At 61.6% G+C, this 19147-nt stretch carries 14 protein-coding genes; 7 read left to right on the forward strand and 7 right to left on the reverse strand.

Annotated elements, in window-relative coordinates; translation table 11 throughout:
- Positions 1-207 precede the first annotated feature (207 nt).
- The 5 genes from AC5E6W_RS05635 to ald all read right to left on the reverse strand — a co-directional run bounded on the left by AC5E6W_RS05635 (position 208) and on the right by ald (position 7765).
- Positions 208-1533: an amidohydrolase gene (locus AC5E6W_RS05635; RefSeq protein ID WP_491751286.1), complete on the reverse strand. Its 1326-nt coding sequence runs from the start codon at positions 1531-1533 to the stop codon at positions 208-210.
- A 79-nt stretch (positions 1534-1612) separates the two neighbouring features.
- Positions 1613-2740, reverse strand: coding sequence for an SGNH/GDSL hydrolase family protein (locus AC5E6W_RS05640; RefSeq protein ID WP_491751287.1), 1128 nt, complete (start codon positions 2738-2740; stop codon positions 1613-1615).
- A gap of 8 nt (positions 2741-2748) precedes the next feature.
- The gene (locus tag AC5E6W_RS05645; RefSeq protein WP_491751288.1) at positions 2749-4134 is read right to left on the reverse strand and encodes a sigma-54-dependent transcriptional regulator; all 1386 of its coding nucleotides are present in this window, start codon (positions 4132-4134) and stop codon (positions 2749-2751) included.
- 18 nt (positions 4135-4152) lie between these two features.
- A complete protein-coding gene (locus AC5E6W_RS05650) occupies positions 4153-6558 on the reverse strand; it encodes a sensor histidine kinase (RefSeq protein WP_491751289.1) in 2406 nt (801 codons plus the stop codon).
- A gap of 94 nt (positions 6559-6652) precedes the next feature.
- The gene (ald, locus tag AC5E6W_RS05655; RefSeq protein WP_491751290.1) at positions 6653-7765 is read right to left on the reverse strand and encodes an alanine dehydrogenase; all 1113 of its coding nucleotides are present in this window, start codon (positions 7763-7765) and stop codon (positions 6653-6655) included.
- A gap of 154 nt (positions 7766-7919) precedes the next feature.
- On the opposite strand from ald, the gene AC5E6W_RS05660 reads away from it, so the two are divergent.
- Positions 7920-8984, forward strand: coding sequence for a rod shape-determining protein (locus AC5E6W_RS05660; protein WP_491751291.1), 1065 nt, complete (start codon positions 7920-7922; stop codon positions 8982-8984).
- A 154-nt stretch (positions 8985-9138) separates the two neighbouring features.
- On the opposite strand, the gene AC5E6W_RS05665 is transcribed toward AC5E6W_RS05660, so the two are convergent.
- Positions 9139-10164 (reverse strand): lactonase family protein, encoded by a 1026-nt coding sequence (locus AC5E6W_RS05665; protein ID WP_491751292.1) that lies wholly within the window; start codon positions 10162-10164, stop codon positions 9139-9141.
- 738 nt (positions 10165-10902) lie between these two features.
- Here AC5E6W_RS05665 and AC5E6W_RS05670 point away from each other — a divergent pair.
- Both AC5E6W_RS05670 and AC5E6W_RS05675 read left to right on the forward strand, forming a co-directional pair.
- Positions 10903-12042, forward strand: a complete 1140-nt coding sequence (locus AC5E6W_RS05670; protein WP_491751293.1) for an alpha/beta hydrolase-fold protein — start codon at positions 10903-10905, stop codon at positions 12040-12042.
- A 27-nt stretch (positions 12043-12069) separates the two neighbouring features.
- Positions 12070-12531: a GNAT family N-acetyltransferase gene (locus tag AC5E6W_RS05675; protein WP_491751294.1), complete on the forward strand. Its 462-nt coding sequence runs from the start codon at positions 12070-12072 to the stop codon at positions 12529-12531.
- Positions 12532-12611: 80 nt separating this feature from the next.
- On the opposite strand, the gene AC5E6W_RS05680 is transcribed toward AC5E6W_RS05675, so the two are convergent.
- Positions 12612-14009: a cytochrome P450 gene (locus tag AC5E6W_RS05680; protein WP_491751295.1), complete on the reverse strand. Its 1398-nt coding sequence runs from the start codon at positions 14007-14009 to the stop codon at positions 12612-12614.
- A 113-nt stretch (positions 14010-14122) separates the two neighbouring features.
- Between AC5E6W_RS05680 and mreC the strand changes: the two genes are divergently transcribed.
- The 4 genes from mreC to rodA all read left to right on the forward strand — a co-directional run bounded on the left by mreC (position 14123) and on the right by rodA (position 19083).
- Positions 14123-15259 (forward strand): rod shape-determining protein MreC, encoded by a 1137-nt coding sequence (gene mreC / locus AC5E6W_RS05685; protein WP_491751296.1) that lies wholly within the window; start codon positions 14123-14125, stop codon positions 15257-15259.
- Between the two features lie 11 nt (positions 15260-15270).
- A complete protein-coding gene (gene mreD / locus AC5E6W_RS05690; protein ID WP_491751297.1) occupies positions 15271-15795 on the forward strand; it encodes a rod shape-determining protein MreD in 525 nt (174 codons plus the stop codon).
- Between the two features lie 147 nt (positions 15796-15942).
- Positions 15943-17934: a penicillin-binding protein 2 gene (gene mrdA / locus AC5E6W_RS05695; protein WP_491751298.1), complete on the forward strand. Its 1992-nt coding sequence runs from the start codon at positions 15943-15945 to the stop codon at positions 17932-17934.
- A gap of 48 nt (positions 17935-17982) precedes the next feature.
- Positions 17983-19083, forward strand: coding sequence for a rod shape-determining protein RodA (gene rodA / locus AC5E6W_RS05700; protein ID WP_491751299.1), 1101 nt, complete (start codon positions 17983-17985; stop codon positions 19081-19083).
- Positions 19084-19147 lie beyond the last annotated feature (64 nt).

Genomic DNA, 19147 nt, shown 5'->3' on the forward strand with positions numbered 1-19147 from the left:
GATAGACAGGTTCTACGCTTCTGATGGGGAGTGGCATCTTGATAACAGGAGAGATCACCATCGTTGGCTGAGCTGGCTCTTTTGCGTCAGCGGCTGGAGTGAACGCGTCATCTTGGGCATCAACATTCTGAGCGGCCGGAGCGATTCGAAGGCTTGCGCAGCCTGGTGTCGCTCTGGTGAGCTAAAGAAGTTGCAGGAGACAAAACGTTATTGCAACAGCGAGATGGCGACGGCGGTGAGGGATTTGACGCCGGTGGCGAGGGTGGGTTCGGGGTCGGGTTCGAAGTGGCTGGTGTGGGGGCCGGGCAAGAGCTTGCCTGCGGTCGTGGCGGCGGCGAAGCGGTCCGGGTACATCGCTCCGAGCCAGAAGTAGACGCTGGGGACGTGGGCTGAGAGGCCGAAGATGCCGACGTCTTCCGAGCCCATGGCGGGCGGATCGGAATAGACGTTCGCTGCGCCTAGCGTCTGCTCAAGGGTGGCGCGGACGCGGGCGGTCATCGCGGGGTCGTTGAAGGTGACCGGGGTGGATTCCGCTTCGTCGACTGTGACGGTGGGGAACTTGTCCTGCGGCAGACCGGCGGAGGTGGCGACGCCTTTGGCCATCTGGGCGAGGCCGTCGAGGATGACCTGGCGGCCTTTATCCGAGAAGGCGCGGGTGGTGAGCTCGAGCTTGACCTCGTTGGGGATGATGTTGCGCTTGGTGCCGCCGTGAATGTCCCCGACGGTAACGACGGCGGGGTCGCGCGGGTCTTCTTCGCGGGAGACGATGGTTTGGATCTGCAGGATGTACTCGGCGGCGAGGACAATGGGGTCGCGGCCAGCGTAGGGATAGGCGCCGTGGCCGCCGATGCCGCGGATGGTGACGTCGACCGAGGTGCTGGAGGCCATAGCCGCCCCGGAGGTGATGCCGACTGTTCCGGCGGCGTGGGCGTTGGTGTCGTGGAGACCAATGACCATGTCGGGCTTGCCGAAGCGGTCGAAGAGGTGGTCGGCGACCATGGCCTTGGCGCCGTCGATGGTCTCTTCGCTGGGTTGTCCGATGAGCATCGCTGTGCCATGCCAGGCTTGCTTGTTGGCGGCAAGCGTGCGGGCTACGCCGATCAGGACGGTGGTGTGTACGTCGTGGCCGCAGGCGTGCATGACGCCGACGTCCTGACCGGCTTTGTTCTTGGTCGTTACGTGCGAGGCGTAGGAGACGCCGGTCTCTTCGATGATGGGCAGCGCGTCCATATCGGCGCGAATGAGCACGGTAGGCCCCGGGCCGTTCTTGAGGATGCCAACGACGCCGAAGGCCTTGGCGCCGTCGGGGTAGAGACCGACGTGATCCGTGACGGTGTAGCCGGCTTTGCGGAGCTCGCCGGCGAGCAGCGCAGAGGTCGCCTCTTCGTTGTGGGAGAGCTCGGGGTGCGCGTGAATCTGCTTGTAGATGGTGAGGAGCGAGGGGAGTTGCTGCTGTTCGTAAGCCGGGATGGCGGCCTTCTGGGCGAGGAGCGGGGTCGTACAGAGTGCGGCGGCAACGCAAAGCTTGAGCATGAGTGGGCGGATCCTCGTTGAGCAGGGATACGCTACGATAACCCGGAAGCTTCAAACGAGGATAGGTCGCCTGAGGAGACTACTTGTCGGCCCAGACGTTGGGCGTTTTATCGATGACTTGCACCAGGCGACTGCTGATCGTCTGGTCGTCGGCGAGTGAGGGGTGCGAGTGGCAGCCGCCGAAGGTGAGGTGATCGATCGGCAGGAAGGTGAGCCGTGCGATGCCCTTGGCGTGGGCTTGCTGGACGACCTTTTGCACCTCCGATTCGATCTCGCCGTTGGCTATCTCGGTTGCCCAGTGGATGATGACCGCGTCGCGGTGGCTTGCGTGAAGAGTCTCGAGGAAGTGGACGTATGTGGTTTCGTAGTCAGTGTGGAGTTCTTCGCGGGTCTTCCACTTCTCGCCGGGATTGAGTGGCGTGGAGAAGTCGTTGGTGCCAAGCGCGATGACGATCACCTGCGGATGCCATGTGGGATCGTTGACCTTGCCGTGCTTGTCGAAGAGGACGTATGGGTAGGCTTCGGGAATGGTGTCTCCAGGGAAGCCGTTGTAGTTGCGCACGATGCCGCGACCTGAGATGGCGTTGACCTGGTAGTCGTCAGCGTAGTGGGCTGCTGTCAGTGCGCCGAAGGCCTGGGTGTCGTCGGTGTTGGCCCAGACTTCGTCGGTTGTGCACTCGTGCTTGGTAGAGAGGTTGCCGTAGCCGACGGTGTGCGAGTCGCCGATGAACTCGATCTGTCGCGAACTCTTGTGGGTGGGGAGCGCGTGTTCGTCAGGAGGGATGGCGAATCCGCCGAAGACGTTCGGGCCGTCCTGGCTTTCGGTCGCGATAAAGACGGCGACCTGGTGTGGACCGCTTTGTAAGTGCGCCAGCCTGTACGTGCCGGCATCAGGCTTCACGAGATCGATCGGCTTCTGACCGTCTACAACCACATGCAGAATCTCGTGACTCTTTCCAATGCGCAGGTAGAGCTGAGAGCCCTGGAACGCCGTCTTGAAGTAGGTGCCGGGCCACTGCGATACGTATTCATAGGGGAAGGCCGGGCTGATTTGTGTTGGGTCTTTCTGCACGCGTCCGCCCAACGTTGCGGGTAGCGATATGAGACCCGCTGGCGCGCTCACCTGCTCGATAAGCGGGGTTTGTGCTTGGGCGGCGACGCAAAGGAGCGCCATGGCAAAGGAGGCTTTCAGAGAAGCAGAGATCATAAATTGGACTATTCCTTGACGCTGACGCCGAGCGTCTTCATCTTGCGGTAGAGGTGCGAGCGCTCGAGTCCGAGGGCTTCGGCGGCGCGGGTGACGTTGCCGTGGCACTCGTCGATCTTTTTGAGGATGTAGTCGCGTTCGTAGGCTTCGCGGGCTTCGAGCAGGGTGGAGAACTCTTCGGGACGCTGGTTCTTGGCGGCTTCGCGGGGCTCGCGGTAGACAAGCATGGGCAGGTGCTTGCGCTCGATGCGCTGGGCCTTGGGGTTGAGGATGATGAGGCGCTCGATCAGGTTGCGCAGCTCGCGCACGTTGCCGGGCCAGTGGTATTGGCGCAGGGCGGTGAGGGCGTCGTCGGCCATCTCGATGCGGGGGCGGCCATACTGCGCGCCGAACTCGGCGAGGAACTCCTTCACCAGCAGCGAGATGTCTTCTCGGCGATCGCGCAGAGGCGGGACGAAGAACGGGATGACGTTGAGGCGATAGAAGAGGTCTTCGCGGAAGTTGCCGCGGGCGATCTCTTCCTCGAGATCCTTGTTGGTTGCGGCGATCACGCGCACATCGACGTGGACGGGGTGCGAGGCGCCGACGGGCAGGAAGCGCTGCTCGTCGAGCGCGCGCAGGACCTTGGCCTGTGTCTTAAGGCTCATGTCGCCGACCTCGTCGAGGAAAAGCGTGCCGCCGTCGGCGCGTTCGAAGGTGCCGCGCTTTTCGCCTGGGACGCCTGTGCCGCCGCCGCCTGGCGCTGCTCCATGGCGATAGCCGAAGAGCTCGGTCTCGATGTAGTCCTCGGGGATGGCGGCGCAGTTGAGCTCAACGAAGACGCGGTCTTTGCGAAGGCTTTGCGCGTGCATGGTGCGGCCGATGAGTTCTTTGCCGGTGCCGGACTCACCGAAGATGAGGACGCGTCCGTTGGTGGGGGCCATGAGGGCGATCTGCTGGCGCAGGGCCTTCATGGGTACGGAGTTGCCGGTGATTGTCCCGTGGCTGGCGAGCTGCCGCTGGAACTCGGCGTTGTCCTCGCGCATCTGGCGCGTGTGCATCGCGTTCTTGACGACGATGAGGGTGCGGGCGAGCGAGAGCGGCTTTTCGAGGAAGTCGTAGGCACCGAGTTTTGTGGCCTTGACCGCAGCTTCGATCGTTCCGTGTCCGCTGATGATGACGACCTCGGGAACGGAGGCGGCGTCCATCTGGCGGATCTCGCTGAGGGCCTCCAGGCCGTCGCGGTCGGGCAGCCAGATGTCGAGCAGGACGACGTCGTAGATGGCATCGGAGAGGAGCGCAAGGGCTTCGGCGGCGGTACCGGCCGAGGTGACGATATAGCCTTCCTCTTCAAGGATGCTCGAGAGGGAGTTGCGAATATCGGATTCATCATCGACGATCAGGACGTGATTCATGAAGGCAGGTGCCAGCTCTCAGTTGTAGGTTGTCTGGGGTTCGACGGCCTGGGGTTCGAGGTCGCCGGCGATGGATGCGGGGCGGAGTTCGACGATGAACTTCGCGCCCGCGGGTTCGTTCTTCTCGGCGCGAATGCTGCCGCCGTGCTCTTGAATGATCTTCGCAGCGATGGCAAGGCCGAGGCCGGTACCGCGCTGCTTGGTCGAAAAGTAGGGTAGGAAGAGGCGCTCGCGCATCTCGTCGGTGAGGCCTGTACCCGTGTCGGCGACGGTGAGTTCGATCATGCCGGAGTCGAGCAGAAGGGTCTCGATGCGCATCTCGCGCAGCAGTGCGTGCTGCATGGCTTCGACCGCGTTGTCGACCAGGTTGCCGAGCGCGCGCTTCATGGATTCAGGATCGACTAGGACGAGGGGAAGGTCGTTTGCCATGCGGCGCACGATGCGAATGCCCTGGGTGCGGCCGGCGAAGAGCGCGAGCGAATTTTCGATGATGGTGTTGAGATCGGCTGGGCGAGGTTGCGCGGTAGGGAACTGCGCGAGCGAGGCGAACTGATCGACCAAGCCGCGCATGCTCTCGACCGAGGTGGAGATGACCTCGGCGCAACGGCGGATGACGGCGATCGAAGGGGACTGGAGCCGGGATTCGGTGAGGGTGTCGTCGAGGCGGTTGATGTGGCGTTCAATCTGTTCGGCCGAAAGCGAGATGGGCGTGAGCGGATTCTTGATCTCGTGCGCGACGCGGCGGGCGACCTCCTTCCAGGCGGATTGCTTCTGGGCGCGGAGGAGTTCGGTGGCGTTCTCAAGCACCAGCACATAGCCGAGGTGCTGGCGGATGCCGGCAGGCGTGTCGTGGACGATGTGACCTTCGAGGAGGGCGACAGTGACGAGTAGGTTGAGCGTCGCGCCGTTTACCGTCATCTCCATCTCGGCCGACGCGGAGCCCATGCGATGGCTGCGGCGCATGATGCGATCGATCGCCTCCATTACCTCTGCGGGGAAGACCTCGGCCATGTTATGGCCGATGAAGGGGCGTTGACCGCCGGGATCGAGCATCTCCGAGAGCGCGCGGTTGGCGAGCGCGATATCTCCTTCGGCGGTGATGGTGGCGACGCCGTTGGGGATGGTTTCGAGCATGGTTTCAAGCTCGCCGCGACGAGCTTCGAGTGTGGCGTTGGCGGCCGAGAGCAAGGCAGTCGAGGCCTCGACCTGGGCGCGGCTGCCTTCAAGATCTTCGGCCATATGGTTGAAGCTGCGAACAAGTTCGCCGAGCTCTTCAGTCGCAGACTCCTGCACACGATGGCCGTAGTTGCCGGCGGCGATCAGTGCCATTGCGTCGGCGAGGGCTTCGACGGGTTTCGTGACCTGCTTGGACAGGTGCAGGGCGAGCCAGGTGGAGGCGAAGAGCGCGACTGCCGTCATCATCAGCAGGAGCAGCATGTAGGTGCTGCGATAGGCACGGCGTCCGCGGTAGAGAGTCCAGTAGTTGTCGGTGGCGGTGCGTAGGCGAGCCATGGTGGCGGACATGCCGTGCGGCAGAGGCACCCCGACGACGACGTTTTCGACGACTCCGCCCGGCTTCGCCGAGGTAGCGAGGCCGAGCGCGTAGTCGGCGCCGGCGAGGGTGAAGATGGGCGAGTCGGCCTGTCGTGCGGTGTTGAGCACAGCGGTGTCGGCTGGATCGGCGGGGTTGATGGGCTCGGTTTGCAGATCTTCGATGGGCCCGGGCTCAGGATCGCTCGGATTCGACGACGCCGACTGCGGGAGCCAGCGCTTGACGGCCGTGGCCTGGCCCGCGCTTTGTGGCATATTGATCGCGGCGACGGCGCGGTTGTCACGGTAGACGACGGCGAATCCGCCCTGCAGGGTGATCTCGTGGTTGTGCAGGATATGCTGGACGGCCTCACGGTTGAGCAGTCCGGCAGAGGCATCTTTGCCGAGCGCAAGCGATGGCAACGCGGAGTTGATGGATTCGGCTTCGACGCGGGCGTTCGCAGCGGTGTACTGCGAAAGCGCAAGTGCGAGGGAGTTCGAGTCGTCGCGCATCTGCGTCACCGGCTGCGAGAACCAGCGTTCGACCGAGCGGTTCAGCAGCAGATAGCTGAAGCTCGACATGGAGGCGATGGGAAGCAGGCTGATGAGGATCGCGCCCCAGAGCATGCGGGTACGGAGCCGGCTGCCCATAACGCGGCTCTTCTGGTCGGCGTACAGCTTCAGCACGTTGCGGACGAGCATGAGGAGCACGCCGATGAAGAGGATGAAGGTCGCGGCCGAGATCGCGCCGAAGAAGAGGATCTCGCCGGATGTTTCCGGATTAAGGAAGGCGGGTTTGAAGGCGTTGAGCGCGGCGAAGCCAAGGAAGAGCAGCAGGGAGCCGAGGCCGAGTGAGATGATCCAGATCTTCCGCTGCTGCGCGCTCTTGGTCAATGAAGTGACACCTCAAACCAGGGTGTAGGGATATCCTGCCGTTTCCTAATGTACTCCGGTGCTATCCCTGCACGCCTGTTGCTGCGGTCCGCGCTTAGACGAGCGACGCGATCGGCTTCCACTCGCGGTTCTGCGCCTGGGCCACGGCGGCGTAGGTCAGGGCGCCGTCGAAGGTGTTGACGCCCTCGGCGAAGCCTGGATCGGACTTGATGGCTTCCTTCGCCCCAAGCTTTGCAAGCTTCAGCAGGTACGGGAAGGTCGCGTTGGTGAGGGCGAGGGTCGAGGTGTACGGCACCGCTGCGGGCATGTTGGTGACGCAGTAGTGGACAACCCCGTCGATCACGAAGCTGGGATCCGTGTGGGTGGTCGGACGCGCGGTTTCAATGCAACCGCCCTGATCGATGGCGACATCGACGATGACCGCGCCCTTCTTCATCTTCGAGACCATCGAGCGGGTGACGATCTTCGGAGCCGCGGCGCCGGGGATGAGGACGCCGCCGATGACGAGGTCGGCATCGCAGACAGCGCGCTCGATGTTGTAGGAGTTCGAGGCGAGGGTGTGGACGCGTCCGCCGAAGATGTCGTCGATCTCGCGCAGGCGGTTGAGGTTCAGGTCGACCAGCGTGACGCGTGCGCCCATGCCGAGGGCGATCTTCGCGGCGTTGGTGCCGACGATGCCTCCGCCGATGATGCAGACGTGGCCGGGCGTGGTGCCGGGGACGCCGCCGAGCAGCACGCCGCGGCCGCCATGCTCTTTTTCGAGGTAGGTGGCGCCGACCTGAACGGACATGCGTCCGGCGACTTCAGACATCGGGGTGAGCAGTGGCAGGGTGTTGGCGCGGTCCTTGACGGTCTCGTAGGCGATCCCCGTGACCTTGTTGTCGAGCAGAGACTGGGTGAGTTCGTTGAGCGGAGCGAGGTGCAGATAGGTGAAGAGGACGAGGCCTTCGCGGAAGTGCTTATACTCTTTCTCGACCGGCTCCTTGACCTTGACGATGGTCTCGGCCAGGCGCCAGGTGTCGTAAGCGGAGCCGACGATTTCGGCGCCAGCGTTCTGGTATTCGTCGTCGACGAACGCGGAGAGCGCGCCCGCGTTGGTCTCGACGAGAACCTTGTGGCCTGCCTCAACGAGGGCTTTGACGCCTGCGGGCGTGACGCCGACGCGGCTTTCGTGATCCTTTACTTCCTTGGGTACACCAATAATCATCTGAACCCCTTTTCAGCTTTCATCCTACCGAAGTGAGCCTGTTTCGCCCAAGTTTCGGGCGGCGTTTTGCCTTTGAATTCATGGAAGTGCGGCAGGCCGTACAATACTGTAAAGCCGCTCCGTATCTCGCTTAGTCAGGATTGAAACATCCCAGATGTCGTCAAATAACTTCCAGATGCGTTATTCGCGTGTGCACAACATGCGCTCCTTGTTCAGCCTTTTTTCGTCCGATCTTGCGATCGACCTTGGTACCGCCAATACGCTGGTCTTTGCCCATAACAAGGGCATCATTGTGAACGAGCCGTCGATTATCGCGGTCAATCAGGTGACGGGCGAGGTTGAGGCGGTGGGGCGTGAGGCGAAGGAGATGCTCGGGCGTACGCCGGGCAACATCGTCGCGATCAAGCCGATGAAGGATGGCGTGATTGCCGACTTCAAGCAGACCGAGAAGATGCTGAACTACTTCATCCAGAAGGCGCACAACCGGAAGATGATGGTGCATCCGCGCATCGTGATCGGGGTTCCGAGCGAGATTACGCAGGTGGAGAAGCGCGCGGTGATGGACTCGGCGTATCGCGCCAAGGCCTCTGAGGTACACCTGGTGGAGCAGGCGATGGTTGCGGCGATCGGCGCAGGCTTGCCGATTACCGAGCCGGGCGGCAACATGGTCGTCGATATTGGCGGCGGAACGACCGATATTGCGGTGATCTCGCTGGCCGGGATCGTGTACTCGCGCTCGGTGCGGATGGCCGGCAACCAGATGGACGAGGCGATCATCACGTACATCAAGCGCAAGTACAACCTGCTGATCGGCGAGCGTACGGCGGAGATGATCAAGATGGAGCTCGGTTCGGCGTATCCTCTGGACAAGCAGCTGACCAAGACGATCACCGGGCGCAACCTGATCGAGGGCGTGCCGAAGACGATTACGATCGACGACTCGGAGATCCGCGAGGCGCTCGGCGAGTGCATCTCGACGATCATCAACGGGATTCGCGTGGCGCTCGAGCGCACCCCGCCGGAGCTTTCTGCCGACATCTCCGATCGCGGAATCGTGCTCACGGGCGGCGGCGCGCTGATCAAGAACCTCGACAAGCGCATTCGTGAGGAGACGGGGCTGCCGGTTTCAGTGGCGGATGATCCGCTGGCGTCGGTTGTTCTGGGAACTGGCCAGATGCTCTCGAACTTCAACCTGCTGCGGAAGATCTCGATCGACTAGTTTGCCGTGAAGATTGGTCTCCCCATCGTTCTGCGGAAAGATTCAAAGGAGTAAGCTTAGGTCCGGACCACAGGGTTCGGACCTAATGTTGTAGGGAGTAAGTAGCATCTTCGCAATTTGCGCAGCCTGAATGTCGACGCGCTTCCGCCCACGGTTATCGGTTACGAGCGACACCCATTCCCCCTGCGCCGAAGCCCGCAGCCGCCGACGCGTACTGCGCCAGCGAGCCGTCCGTTCCAATGCGAAAGATCGTGACCGACGCCGTATCTTCGTTCGAGACATAGGCAAGCTGACCGGATGGGTCTACCAAGATCTGCCATGGATCGCCCAAGTCGGAAATCTGAGGAACGCTCATCGGCCTGAGACTACCCCCTGCGCCAACAGTGAACTGCGAGATGGACTGGCTTTCGCGATTGACAACATAGAGAAACCTGCCGCTTGGATCAAACGCTACGGACGAGGCACCGTCGCCGACAGGCACCGAGGGCACGGCAGCCGGACTGAGCGCACCCGTTACAGGGTCGATGGCCACCACCGACAGGGTGCTGTCATTGGAATTCGGAACGTAAAGAAACGTTCCTGTCGGGTCGACAGCCGGCGGCCACTGCGCGCCAACCAAGGCAATCTGGAGCGAGCCTGGGATGAGCAAACCTGTGGCTGGGTTGATCGCGTAGGTATTCACTATGTTGCTGCCCTCGACATAGACGAACCGGCTCAACGGATCCACGACGAGTCCTGTCGGGGCGCCCCTGCCGGAAAAAGTGTCAAAGGGGACCGTTGCTGGGACTGTTGCGTGCAACGCTCCACTCGTCTGGTCGATGGTGTACATCGAAATCGTGCCGTCCTGTGTGTTGGCGACATAGAGAAAGCGGCCGAGCGGGTCGGTCGCGAGCCATTGCGGGGACGCGCCTGTGGGCACGGTTGTCGGCTGGTTGGGGGTCAGCGCTCCAGTTTTCAGGTCGATGACGTACTGCGAAACCGTGTTGTTATCTGCGCTTGCAACGTAGACGAAGCGGCCGGACGGCTCGGCGACCAGGCTTTCAGAGAACTTCGCTATAGGAATGTATGCCGGAGAGATGCTGGTCCAAATTCCTGCCGGCGAGATCTGAAACTGAGAAAGCGTGTTGCTAAAAGAACTTGCGACGTACCCAAAGGCAAGATTGGAGACAGGAGGAGACACAGGCGGAGAGACTGGCGGTGTGTAGGGAAAGCTGATGGTGACACAGCCGGCGCAGCAGAGCAAAGCCGCTGCCATTGCGGTTGCACTCAGCCGAACAAGAGAGGTGGATTCTATCCTTGTCACCGGCCGGGTTCACCTCCAGCATAGGGGTAAGTTGATTTGCGTCTCACTACTGGCTAACCCCGATCACCTGGAACTTCTCTGTCTTGCCTCGAGCGCCTCCGGATACAGACCGCATCAATGCTCCAGCAAATCATTGGAGAGTCAATAAAGCTTAGATTCTAAGATTGTGTGGACTTGTTTGTTGCTGGTGCGGTTGCTGAAGTGACGGAGGGAAACTGAAGCTAGGCATTTTACGCATGACAAGAAAACTCCACATAAGGATGTCAGGTGCGTGCACTAATCTGCGGTTGATGGAAGAGTAGGTGAGGTGTCGTCTTTGGTCAACGTAATTCTTTTCAGCGGGTAGGCCAGTGTGGCAGCGGCCTCGACCGATCTACGCTTCATGCCCTTCAGCGATACCGTTTCTCACTCCTACAGGTTTAGCGAGTTCCTCGCTACCATGCTCAGCCCTACGGTTTGGGTTTCATGGAGTGTGTTCCTGCACTGAGATGAGCATCGTCCTCTTGACGCCCCCAGAAGAAGCAGCCGCCTCGAAACGTACATCTTGTTCGCCGGTTGGCCGGATGCGCTAGTATCTCTCTCATGCGATTTGTGTGTGGAGTGCTGGTCGGGTGTTTGGCGTTTTCAGCGTGGGGACAACAGGCCGTTCAGCAGGGTGCGCAGCGGGCTACGCCTCCGCCACCGGCGCCACCGGCGAGCCTGGCTCCGGACCCGGTCGTGCACGCGGACCGGACGGTGACATTTACGTTTCGCAATGCGACCGCGCACGAGGTCGCGTTGGCGCTTGAGGGCGTGGCGCACCCGATCCCGATGAGCAAGGGCGCGACGGGCGATTGGACGCTCACCACCGAGGTGTTGAAGCCGGAGATCTATGGCTACCACTTTGAGGTCGATGGGCAGTACACGGTCGACGCGCACAATGTGCTGGTGAAGTCGGGCGTGCTGACGGTTGGAAGCAACGTGCTGGTACCGGGCGCAGCGCCGGAGCCTTGGGAGCACACGGATGTTCCTCACGGCGAGGTGCACCAGGAGTTCTTCACGACCAAGGTGGCGAAGGGGCTGGAGCATGGGCAGGATCAGTTCTTCGTCTACACGCCCCCGGGGTACGACGCGCGCGCGAGCACGAAGTATCCGGTGCTTTATCTGCTGCATGGGTGGAGCGATACGGCGGCCGGCTGGAGCTCGACGGGGCAGGCGAACGATATTCTCGACAACCTGATTGCGGCGGGAAAGGCGAAGCCGATGATCGTGGTGATGCCGCTGGGATATGGCGAGATGAGCTTCGTCTACAACGGCTGGGGGGAGTGGCAGAAGCCAGTGGATATCGACCGGAACACGAACCTGTTTCAGGAGTCGCTGCTGACCGAGGTGATGCCGCGGGTGAATGCGGAGTATGACGTTGCGACGGGGCATGAGAATACGGCGATCGCCGGGCTTTCGATGGGTGGGCTGGAGGCGCTGAGCATCGGGCTGAACCACACCGGGATGTTCGCGTATGTGGGCGGCTTCAGTGCGGCGGTGCATAAGCTGGAACCCGCGAATCTGAGCGGGTTGAAGGCGAAGACCGCGGATCTGAAGGAGCTTTGGATCTCGTGCGGGACCGAGGATGGGCTGATTGAGGCGAACCGGAAGCTTTCGACTTACCTGAAGGGTGAGGGGTTGGCGGTGCAGGAGGTTGAGACTCCGGGGATGCATACGTGGCTGGTGTGGCGGGATAACCTGGTGAACTTTGTGCAGTTGCTGTTTGCGAAGTAGTTCCGCCGCGGTTGATATGATCGGCGGATGCCGAATTTTCGTTTTGCCACGATGGAGGATGCTGCGCTCATCGCAGCGCAGCGTCACCAGATGTTTGCCGATAACGAGCTTGCGAATGAGGCTCGCTACGGCGAGATGGACGTGGCGTTTGAGCCCTGGGTGCGCGAGCGGTTGGCAGATGGGCGGTACGTGGGCGTGTTTCTGGAAGAAGATGGCATCGTGCTTGCGGCTGCGGGGATCTTCCTGATGGACTTTCCGCCGCATTGGATGGATGTCGCGCCGGTGCGGGCGTACCTCCTGAATTTCTATACGGCTCCGGAGGCGCGCGGGCGCGGGCTCGCGACGGAGTTGTTAGGGCGTTGCGTGGAGGAGTGCAGGGAGCGGAAGGTTGGGGTGGTGACGCTGCATGCTTCGAAGTTCGGGCGGCCAGTTTATGAGCGGTTTGGATTTACACAGCATAACGAGATGGTGCTGCGGCTGAATGGATGAAGACAATTGCTTGGGTAGGATGCGGGTCCAGACGCAGACTCATTGAGAGCACAAAAGAAAGAGCCCTGTAGGATCGGACTTCACGAGTTAAGAGTGAGGAGTTGCCCATTTGAGAGTTCGTCGACCTCATCTCGCGAAGAAGTGACTGGTGCCACCAGGAGTTCGACCGGATCGGTCGGGCGGATGGTGAATTTGGGTGTGATGGGGAGAGTGCGGACGTCAGGGTCGGGCAGGCGCAACTCGCGTTGTTGGAGGACGGTGGCAAGCATGAGGACGCCTTCCATCCAGGCGAAGCCTTCGCCGATGCAGTAACGCGCGCCGCCGCCGAAGGGGAAGTAGGCGAACTTGGGGCGTGTGGCTTTGGCGGCTTCGAGGAAGCGGTCGGGGTCGAAGCGAAGCGGGTCGGGCCACCAGCGGGGGTCGTGGTGGACGACGAGTTGCGAGGCGATGAGGTGAGCGCCCTTGGGGATGAACTCACCGGTGCGCATGGTGTACGGGCGGACTGCGGTCCGGGCGACGACCCAGGCTGGCGGGTAGAGACGCATGGATTCGGCGAAGACGCGCTCTATATAGGAGAGGCGGCGAAAATCGGCGGCCTCCGGGGCACGGGTTCCGCAGACGCGGTCGACTTCATCGCGCATCTTCTGCTGAATCTCCGGGTATTTGGCGACGTTCCAGAGCGCGAAGGTGAGGGCGTTGGCGGTCGTTTCGTGTCCGGCGAGGAGGATGGTGAGGGCCTCGTCGCGCACCTGGCGGTCGGACATGGTGCCGGATTCGTCTTCAGCCTCCAGCAGCATGCCGAGGAGATCATCGCCGAGCCGACCTGAGTCGCGGCGCTCGCGGATGATACCGAAGATGAGCTCGTCGAGCGAGGCGAGGGCACGCTTCATGCCGGGCATGGGGCCGATCGGCAGGCGCTCAAGCAGCGCGGCGCCAGGGAGGAGCGCGAATGGTAGATAGTCGTTGAAGATCTGCATCGAGTCGACGAAGGTTTGCACGGAGTCGTGGACGTCGGCGCCGAGCAGGCAGCGTGAGGTGATGCGGAGGGTGAGGCGGACCATCTCGGAGTGAGCTTCGACAGAGCCGGATTGGTCGCTGCGAGGCGACGGCCAGGCGGCTAGCATCTCGTGGGTGAGGCGGACGATCTCGGCGCCGTAGTTTGCGAGGCGGGCGCGATGAAAGGCGGGCTGGGAGAGGCGGCGCTGACGCAGATGCAGGGGCTCTTCGCTGGTGAGCAGACCGTCGCCGAGGATGCCGCGGGCGCGGCGAAGGACGACGCCCCGAAGATGATGCGGGGCGTCGCGCACCAGCATGTCCGCGATCGCGTCGGGGTGGTTGAACTGGAACTGGCGAAAGCCGTTCGGTGTGAGGAAGGAGCAGACATCACCGTAGCGGTCGGCGTTCCGCTGGTAGAACGCGGGCGAATCAATGTTGAAGAGGGTTCCCGCAGCGATACGGCTGACGAGACTGGGCCCCAAGGGATACCTACTGCGTTTTGTGTCTACCAACCAGGCTCCTGACAGCATGAACAAGTGTTCAGATTCACATCAGGTTCTCAGATGCGGCGATAATGGGAAGGACACAACGATCCATGGAATCCTTTTTTAGCCGCTTCAAAAATCCGCTCGTCCTTATCGCCATTCTGTTGGTGCAATCGCTTGCGCTGGCGACGCAGGTCGGCCGGACGGTCGATGCACAGCGCCCTGACGGGCAGCATGTGCGGCTGGTGCGGCTTTGGGCGAATGCGCTGGTCTCGCCATTTGAGAAGATCTCCGCGTTTAGCGGGCATGGTGTACGCTACGCCTGGTCCGACTATGTGGATCTGCGGCACGTGCGTCAGCAGAATGCGGATCTGCAGAAGCAGCTTGCGCAGTTGCGACTGGAACGCGCGGCGATCTCCGAAGACGCAGTCGAGGCGCATCGGCTGAGGCAGTTGCTGGATTTCAAGCAGCACTATATTACGGCGACGGTGGCGGCGCAGGTGATCGGGACCTCGGGGTCGGACCAGTCGAGGCTGCTGATCCTCGATAAGGGGTCGGACGCCGGGTTGAAGCCTGGGATGGCGGTGGTGACGCCGGACGGGGTGGTTGGGAAGCTGCGCGATGTCTTTGCCGCGACCTCGCAGTTGCTGCTGCTCAGCGATCCGACCTCGGGCGCTGGCGTGTTTCTCCAGTCGACGAGGATTCGGGCGATTCTGAAGGGATCGTCCACGGGTCAGATTGTGATTGGGAATCTGACGCCAGACGACCGGATCAAGCCGGGCGAGAAGGTGCTCACCTCCGGCGGCGATCTGGTGTTTCCGCGCGGGCTGGCAGTCGGGACGATCGAAAGCATCAAGCTGGACCCGGAGCACCAGCCGTATACGCTGATTACCTTGAAGCCGGCGGCGAATTTGAACCAGTTGGAAGAGGTTCTGGTGGTGACGGCGACCGGGAACAACCTGGATCCGAAGACGGAGCAGGAGCTGGCTTCCGAGGCCACGACCCATGCGGCCGATATCAGTGCAGAGCGTCTGCCAAGCCTGCATGACAAGGACGAGCCGTCTGCCGATCCAAAGGCGGCGACCGATGCGGCGCCTCCTCCGAATAACTCAACGCAGTTGGTGCCGAAGCCGAAGCCGGTGATCCATCCGGATAAGTACAGCCCGGGGTCGGCGCCGCCGGCGAGCGATTTGCAGCCCGGAGGCTCGACTCCAGGCACGTCTTCGCCCCCGCAGCCACCGCAGTAGACAAGGAAACGATGCCAGACCATAGCTACACATCGCGGCGGGAGCTCGAAGAGTACCGGTTTAGTCCGTTAGTGGCGATCGCCGTTCCGCTGCTGTTCATCTTGCTGCAGGCGTACGTGCCGAAGATCTTTCCGCGCTTTCTGATTCTGGATCTTCCGCTGCTGGCGGTGATCTTCTTTGCCGTGGCGCGGCGAAATCCGATTATTGGTGCGCTGACGGGGGCGGCGATCGGCCTGGTGCAGGACGCGCTGACCGGGCAGCCGATTGGAATCAATGGCATCGCGAAGTCGGTGATCGGGTACATCGCGTCGAGCATCGGGGTGCAGGTGGATGTCGAGAACCTGGTGACGCGGGTGCTGATGATCTTTGGATTTTCGATGTTGCAGTCGGTGATGCTCTTTGTCATCAACCGAGTGATGCTGGGGAACCAGGAACTGCACCTGCTGTGGTTGCATGAGGTGATTCGCGCGGCGATCAATACAGCGGTGGCAATCCCGGTATTTCTGTTCCTGGATCGGTTCAAGCTGCGGGATTAGTCACCGATCTGGAGTCGAGCTCGGCTTCCCGATTCGGACTAAGCCGTTATGGAAGATGACGCGGCTCCATCTTGTCGTGGCCGAGCCCTGATTTGCTGCGTTTGATTGGAACGTCGCTACAATAAAGAGGGAAGGCAAAGCTGTCTGATGATCCCTGATGCCCCTAGTCCGTTGATCGGCCGCGAAGAGAAGCTATCGCCTGGGAAGTTGGCGGCTGCGCAGTATGTTGTTGTCGGCATCCTGGCTGCGCTGACGCTCGGGCTTTGGAATCTGCAGGTGCTGGGTGCGGATAATTACCGGGTGCAGGCAGAGCAGAATCGCATCCGCAAGGTGCCGGTGCTGGCGCCGCGGGGACGCATCTTCGACCGGGAAGGGCGTTTGCTGGTCGATAACTATCCTTCGACCACGTGTTATCTGTTGCGGGACCAGATCAAGGATCCTTCGGTGGATTTGCCTCTGATTGCGGAGGGTCTGCACATCCCGATCGAACAGCTGCAGGCGACGCTCAGGCACTTCGGCAGCGCCCCGCGCTACCAGCGCATTCCGCTGAAGCAGGATATTACGCCGGACGAGCAGGCGTTCGTCGAGGCGCACCGGAACGAGCTGCCGGAGTTGGAGACGCTTGAAGAGCAGCGGCGGCTCTACCCAAAGGATGGTTTTGCGGCGCACGTCATTGGTTACGTGGGCGAGGTCTCCGAGCAGATGCTCGACAACGATCCGCGCTATGCGGCGTACGAGCCGGGCGACGTGGTGGGCAAATCGGGTGTCGAGGAGACGTACGACGGGTTGCTGCGCGGGGTTAATGGCTCGCGCGATGTGATCGTGAACTCGCACGGCAAGGAAGTGGGCGTGCTGGGCCAGGAGCTCGCGACACCTGGCAAGGATCTTCACCTGACGATCGACCTTGACCTGCAGAGGGTTGCGGAGCAGGCGCTTGAGGGCAAGAACGGCGCGATTGTCGCAATGGACCCGCATAACGGCGAGATCCTGGCGATGGTTTCGCGGCCGAGCTACGATCCGAACCAGTTTTCGGTGAAGCTGACCAAGGGGTACTGGTCGCAGATTCTGGATGATCCGAACCATCCTCTGTTGAACAAATCCATCCAGGCGCAACTGGCGCCGGGCAGTACGTTCAAGATCATCATGTCGGTGGCTGGGCTGCAGGAGGGCATCGCGCAGAATCTTAAGGTGGACTGCGAGGGTGGCGCCTCCTTCTTTGGGCACTTCTATCATTGCGATCTTCACCATGGTTCGGTGACGATCTATAACGCGATTCCATACTCCTGCGACACGTTCTACTACACGCTGGCGAACCGGCTTGGGATCGAGAAGATTGCGCAGTATGCGCATGCGGTCGGCCTGGGACAGAAGACGGGTATCGATCTACCCGACGAAGTCTCGGGTACGGTGCCTTCGGAAGAGTGGAAGTTGAAGAATTATCACGAGAAGTGGTTTGCGGGGGAGACCATCTCGGTGGGCATCGGCCAGGGTGCGTTGACGGCGACTCCGCTGCAGTTGGCGCGTGCGCTCAGCGGCATCGCGAACGGCGGCGTCTTTCGCCGGCCGCACGTGATCATGCCGGGCGACGTGCCGGCGGAGTTTGCGAGCGCGGTGAAGGACACGTTCCCGGGCAGCGGCGACGCGACGATTCCGCTGTCGACGGAGAACTGGCAGATAATCACCGACGCGATGGCGAACGTGACCTCCAGCCCAATTGGCACGGCGTATGCGGCGCATCTGGATGGGATTGACTTCGCGGGCAAGACGGGTACTGCCGACATCGTGAGCGGACGGCAGAAGAACAGCAGCAATAAAGCGACGCTGCCGAATGCGTGGTTCGTCGGGATGACGCCACGTCGCAATCCGGACATTGTCGTGGCGGTGCTTTGGGAGCATGGTTACTGGGGGAATAACTCGGCGAAGCTGGCGTCCCAGATCATCGACGCGTTCGTGACCAAGCAAAGGAAGGCCGAGCACAATCTGAAGATTGCGGACGCCCCGATCACGCCGACGGTTCCGGCGGAGGCTGCGCCGGCGAGCGATGACGCGGGAAAGCCGGAGGCTCCGGCGACGAAGGCTCCGAAGGGCGAGGCACCGACGGCCAAGGGTGTCAGCACCCCGGTTGATCCCGCGAAGTAGTGGTTTACGCTCCGCTCGCGCGAAGCCGTTAGACTAGCCACAGACACGATGCAAAGGTTTTCTTCTTATCGCGATTTTGATTGGCCTCTGCTGGGCCTGCTGGGGACCCTGTCGGTCTTCAGCGTCCTGGAGATTCGTTCGGCCACGGCGATGACCAAGTTTCACGGCTTCGACCACAAGCAGATTCAGTTTCTGCTTCTTGGCGTGGTGCTGATGTTCCTGATCTCGCTGATCGACTACCATCGGCTGCTCGACATCACCAACTGGGCGTACGCGGTTTCGATCGTCTCGCTGGTGGCGGTGAAGGTGGTCGGGACGAAGGTGCTGGGCGCGAGGCGCTGGATCAAGCTACCCGGCGGAATTCACTTTCAACCTTCTGAGTGGGTGAAGCTGGTGCTGATCCTGGCGGTGGCACGCTTCTTCTGGGCTCGAGCTGGGCGTCCGCTCACCTGGGGCGACATCTTCAAAGTGGGAGCGCTGGTGGGTGTGCCTCTGCTGCTTGTGCTCTCGCAGCCGGACTTGGGCACGTCGCTGACGTATGTGCCGGTGCTGCTTGCCGGGCTGTTTCTGGGTGGGATCTCGTGGAAACAGACGACGATTCTGGTGGTGACGTTCGGGCTGCTGGGGGTGGCCGTGGTGAAGTCGGGCAAGGTCCTGAAGCCATACCAGGTGGCCCGGCTGACCAGTTTTATGGACCCAGGGAATGACCCGCGCGGTGCGGGATATCAGATTCTGCAGTCGAAGATCGCCGTGGGTTCGGGCGGGATCTGGGGCAAGGGCACGAATCGTGGAACGCAGACGCAGGGAGACTTCCTGCCCATTCCGTATACCGACTTCATCTTCGCGGCACTGAGCGAGGAGCATGGATTTATCGGGGCGGTGGTTGTCCTGTTGCTCTACTTCCTCGTCCTGATGCGGCTGATCCAGAATGCGCAGACGGCGAAAGACGTGCCGGGCAGCCTGATCGTCATGGGCGTTGTGGCGGTTCTTGTGTTTCAGATTGCCGTAAATGTGGGGATGGTGGTGGGGCTGATGCCGGTGACGGGGATTCCGCTGCCGCTCTTGAGCTATGGCGGGAGTTCGGTGCTGTTTACGTTTCTTGCGCTTGGGATCGTGATGAATATCAGGATGCGGCGGTTCGTGAACTAAGGCGAAGCGGAGGCTCCAGGCAGCGAACAGCCCGCTATAAAGGTCAACGTTAGGTTACAATTTA

It is taken from the genome of Bryocella sp., assembly GCF_058498515.1.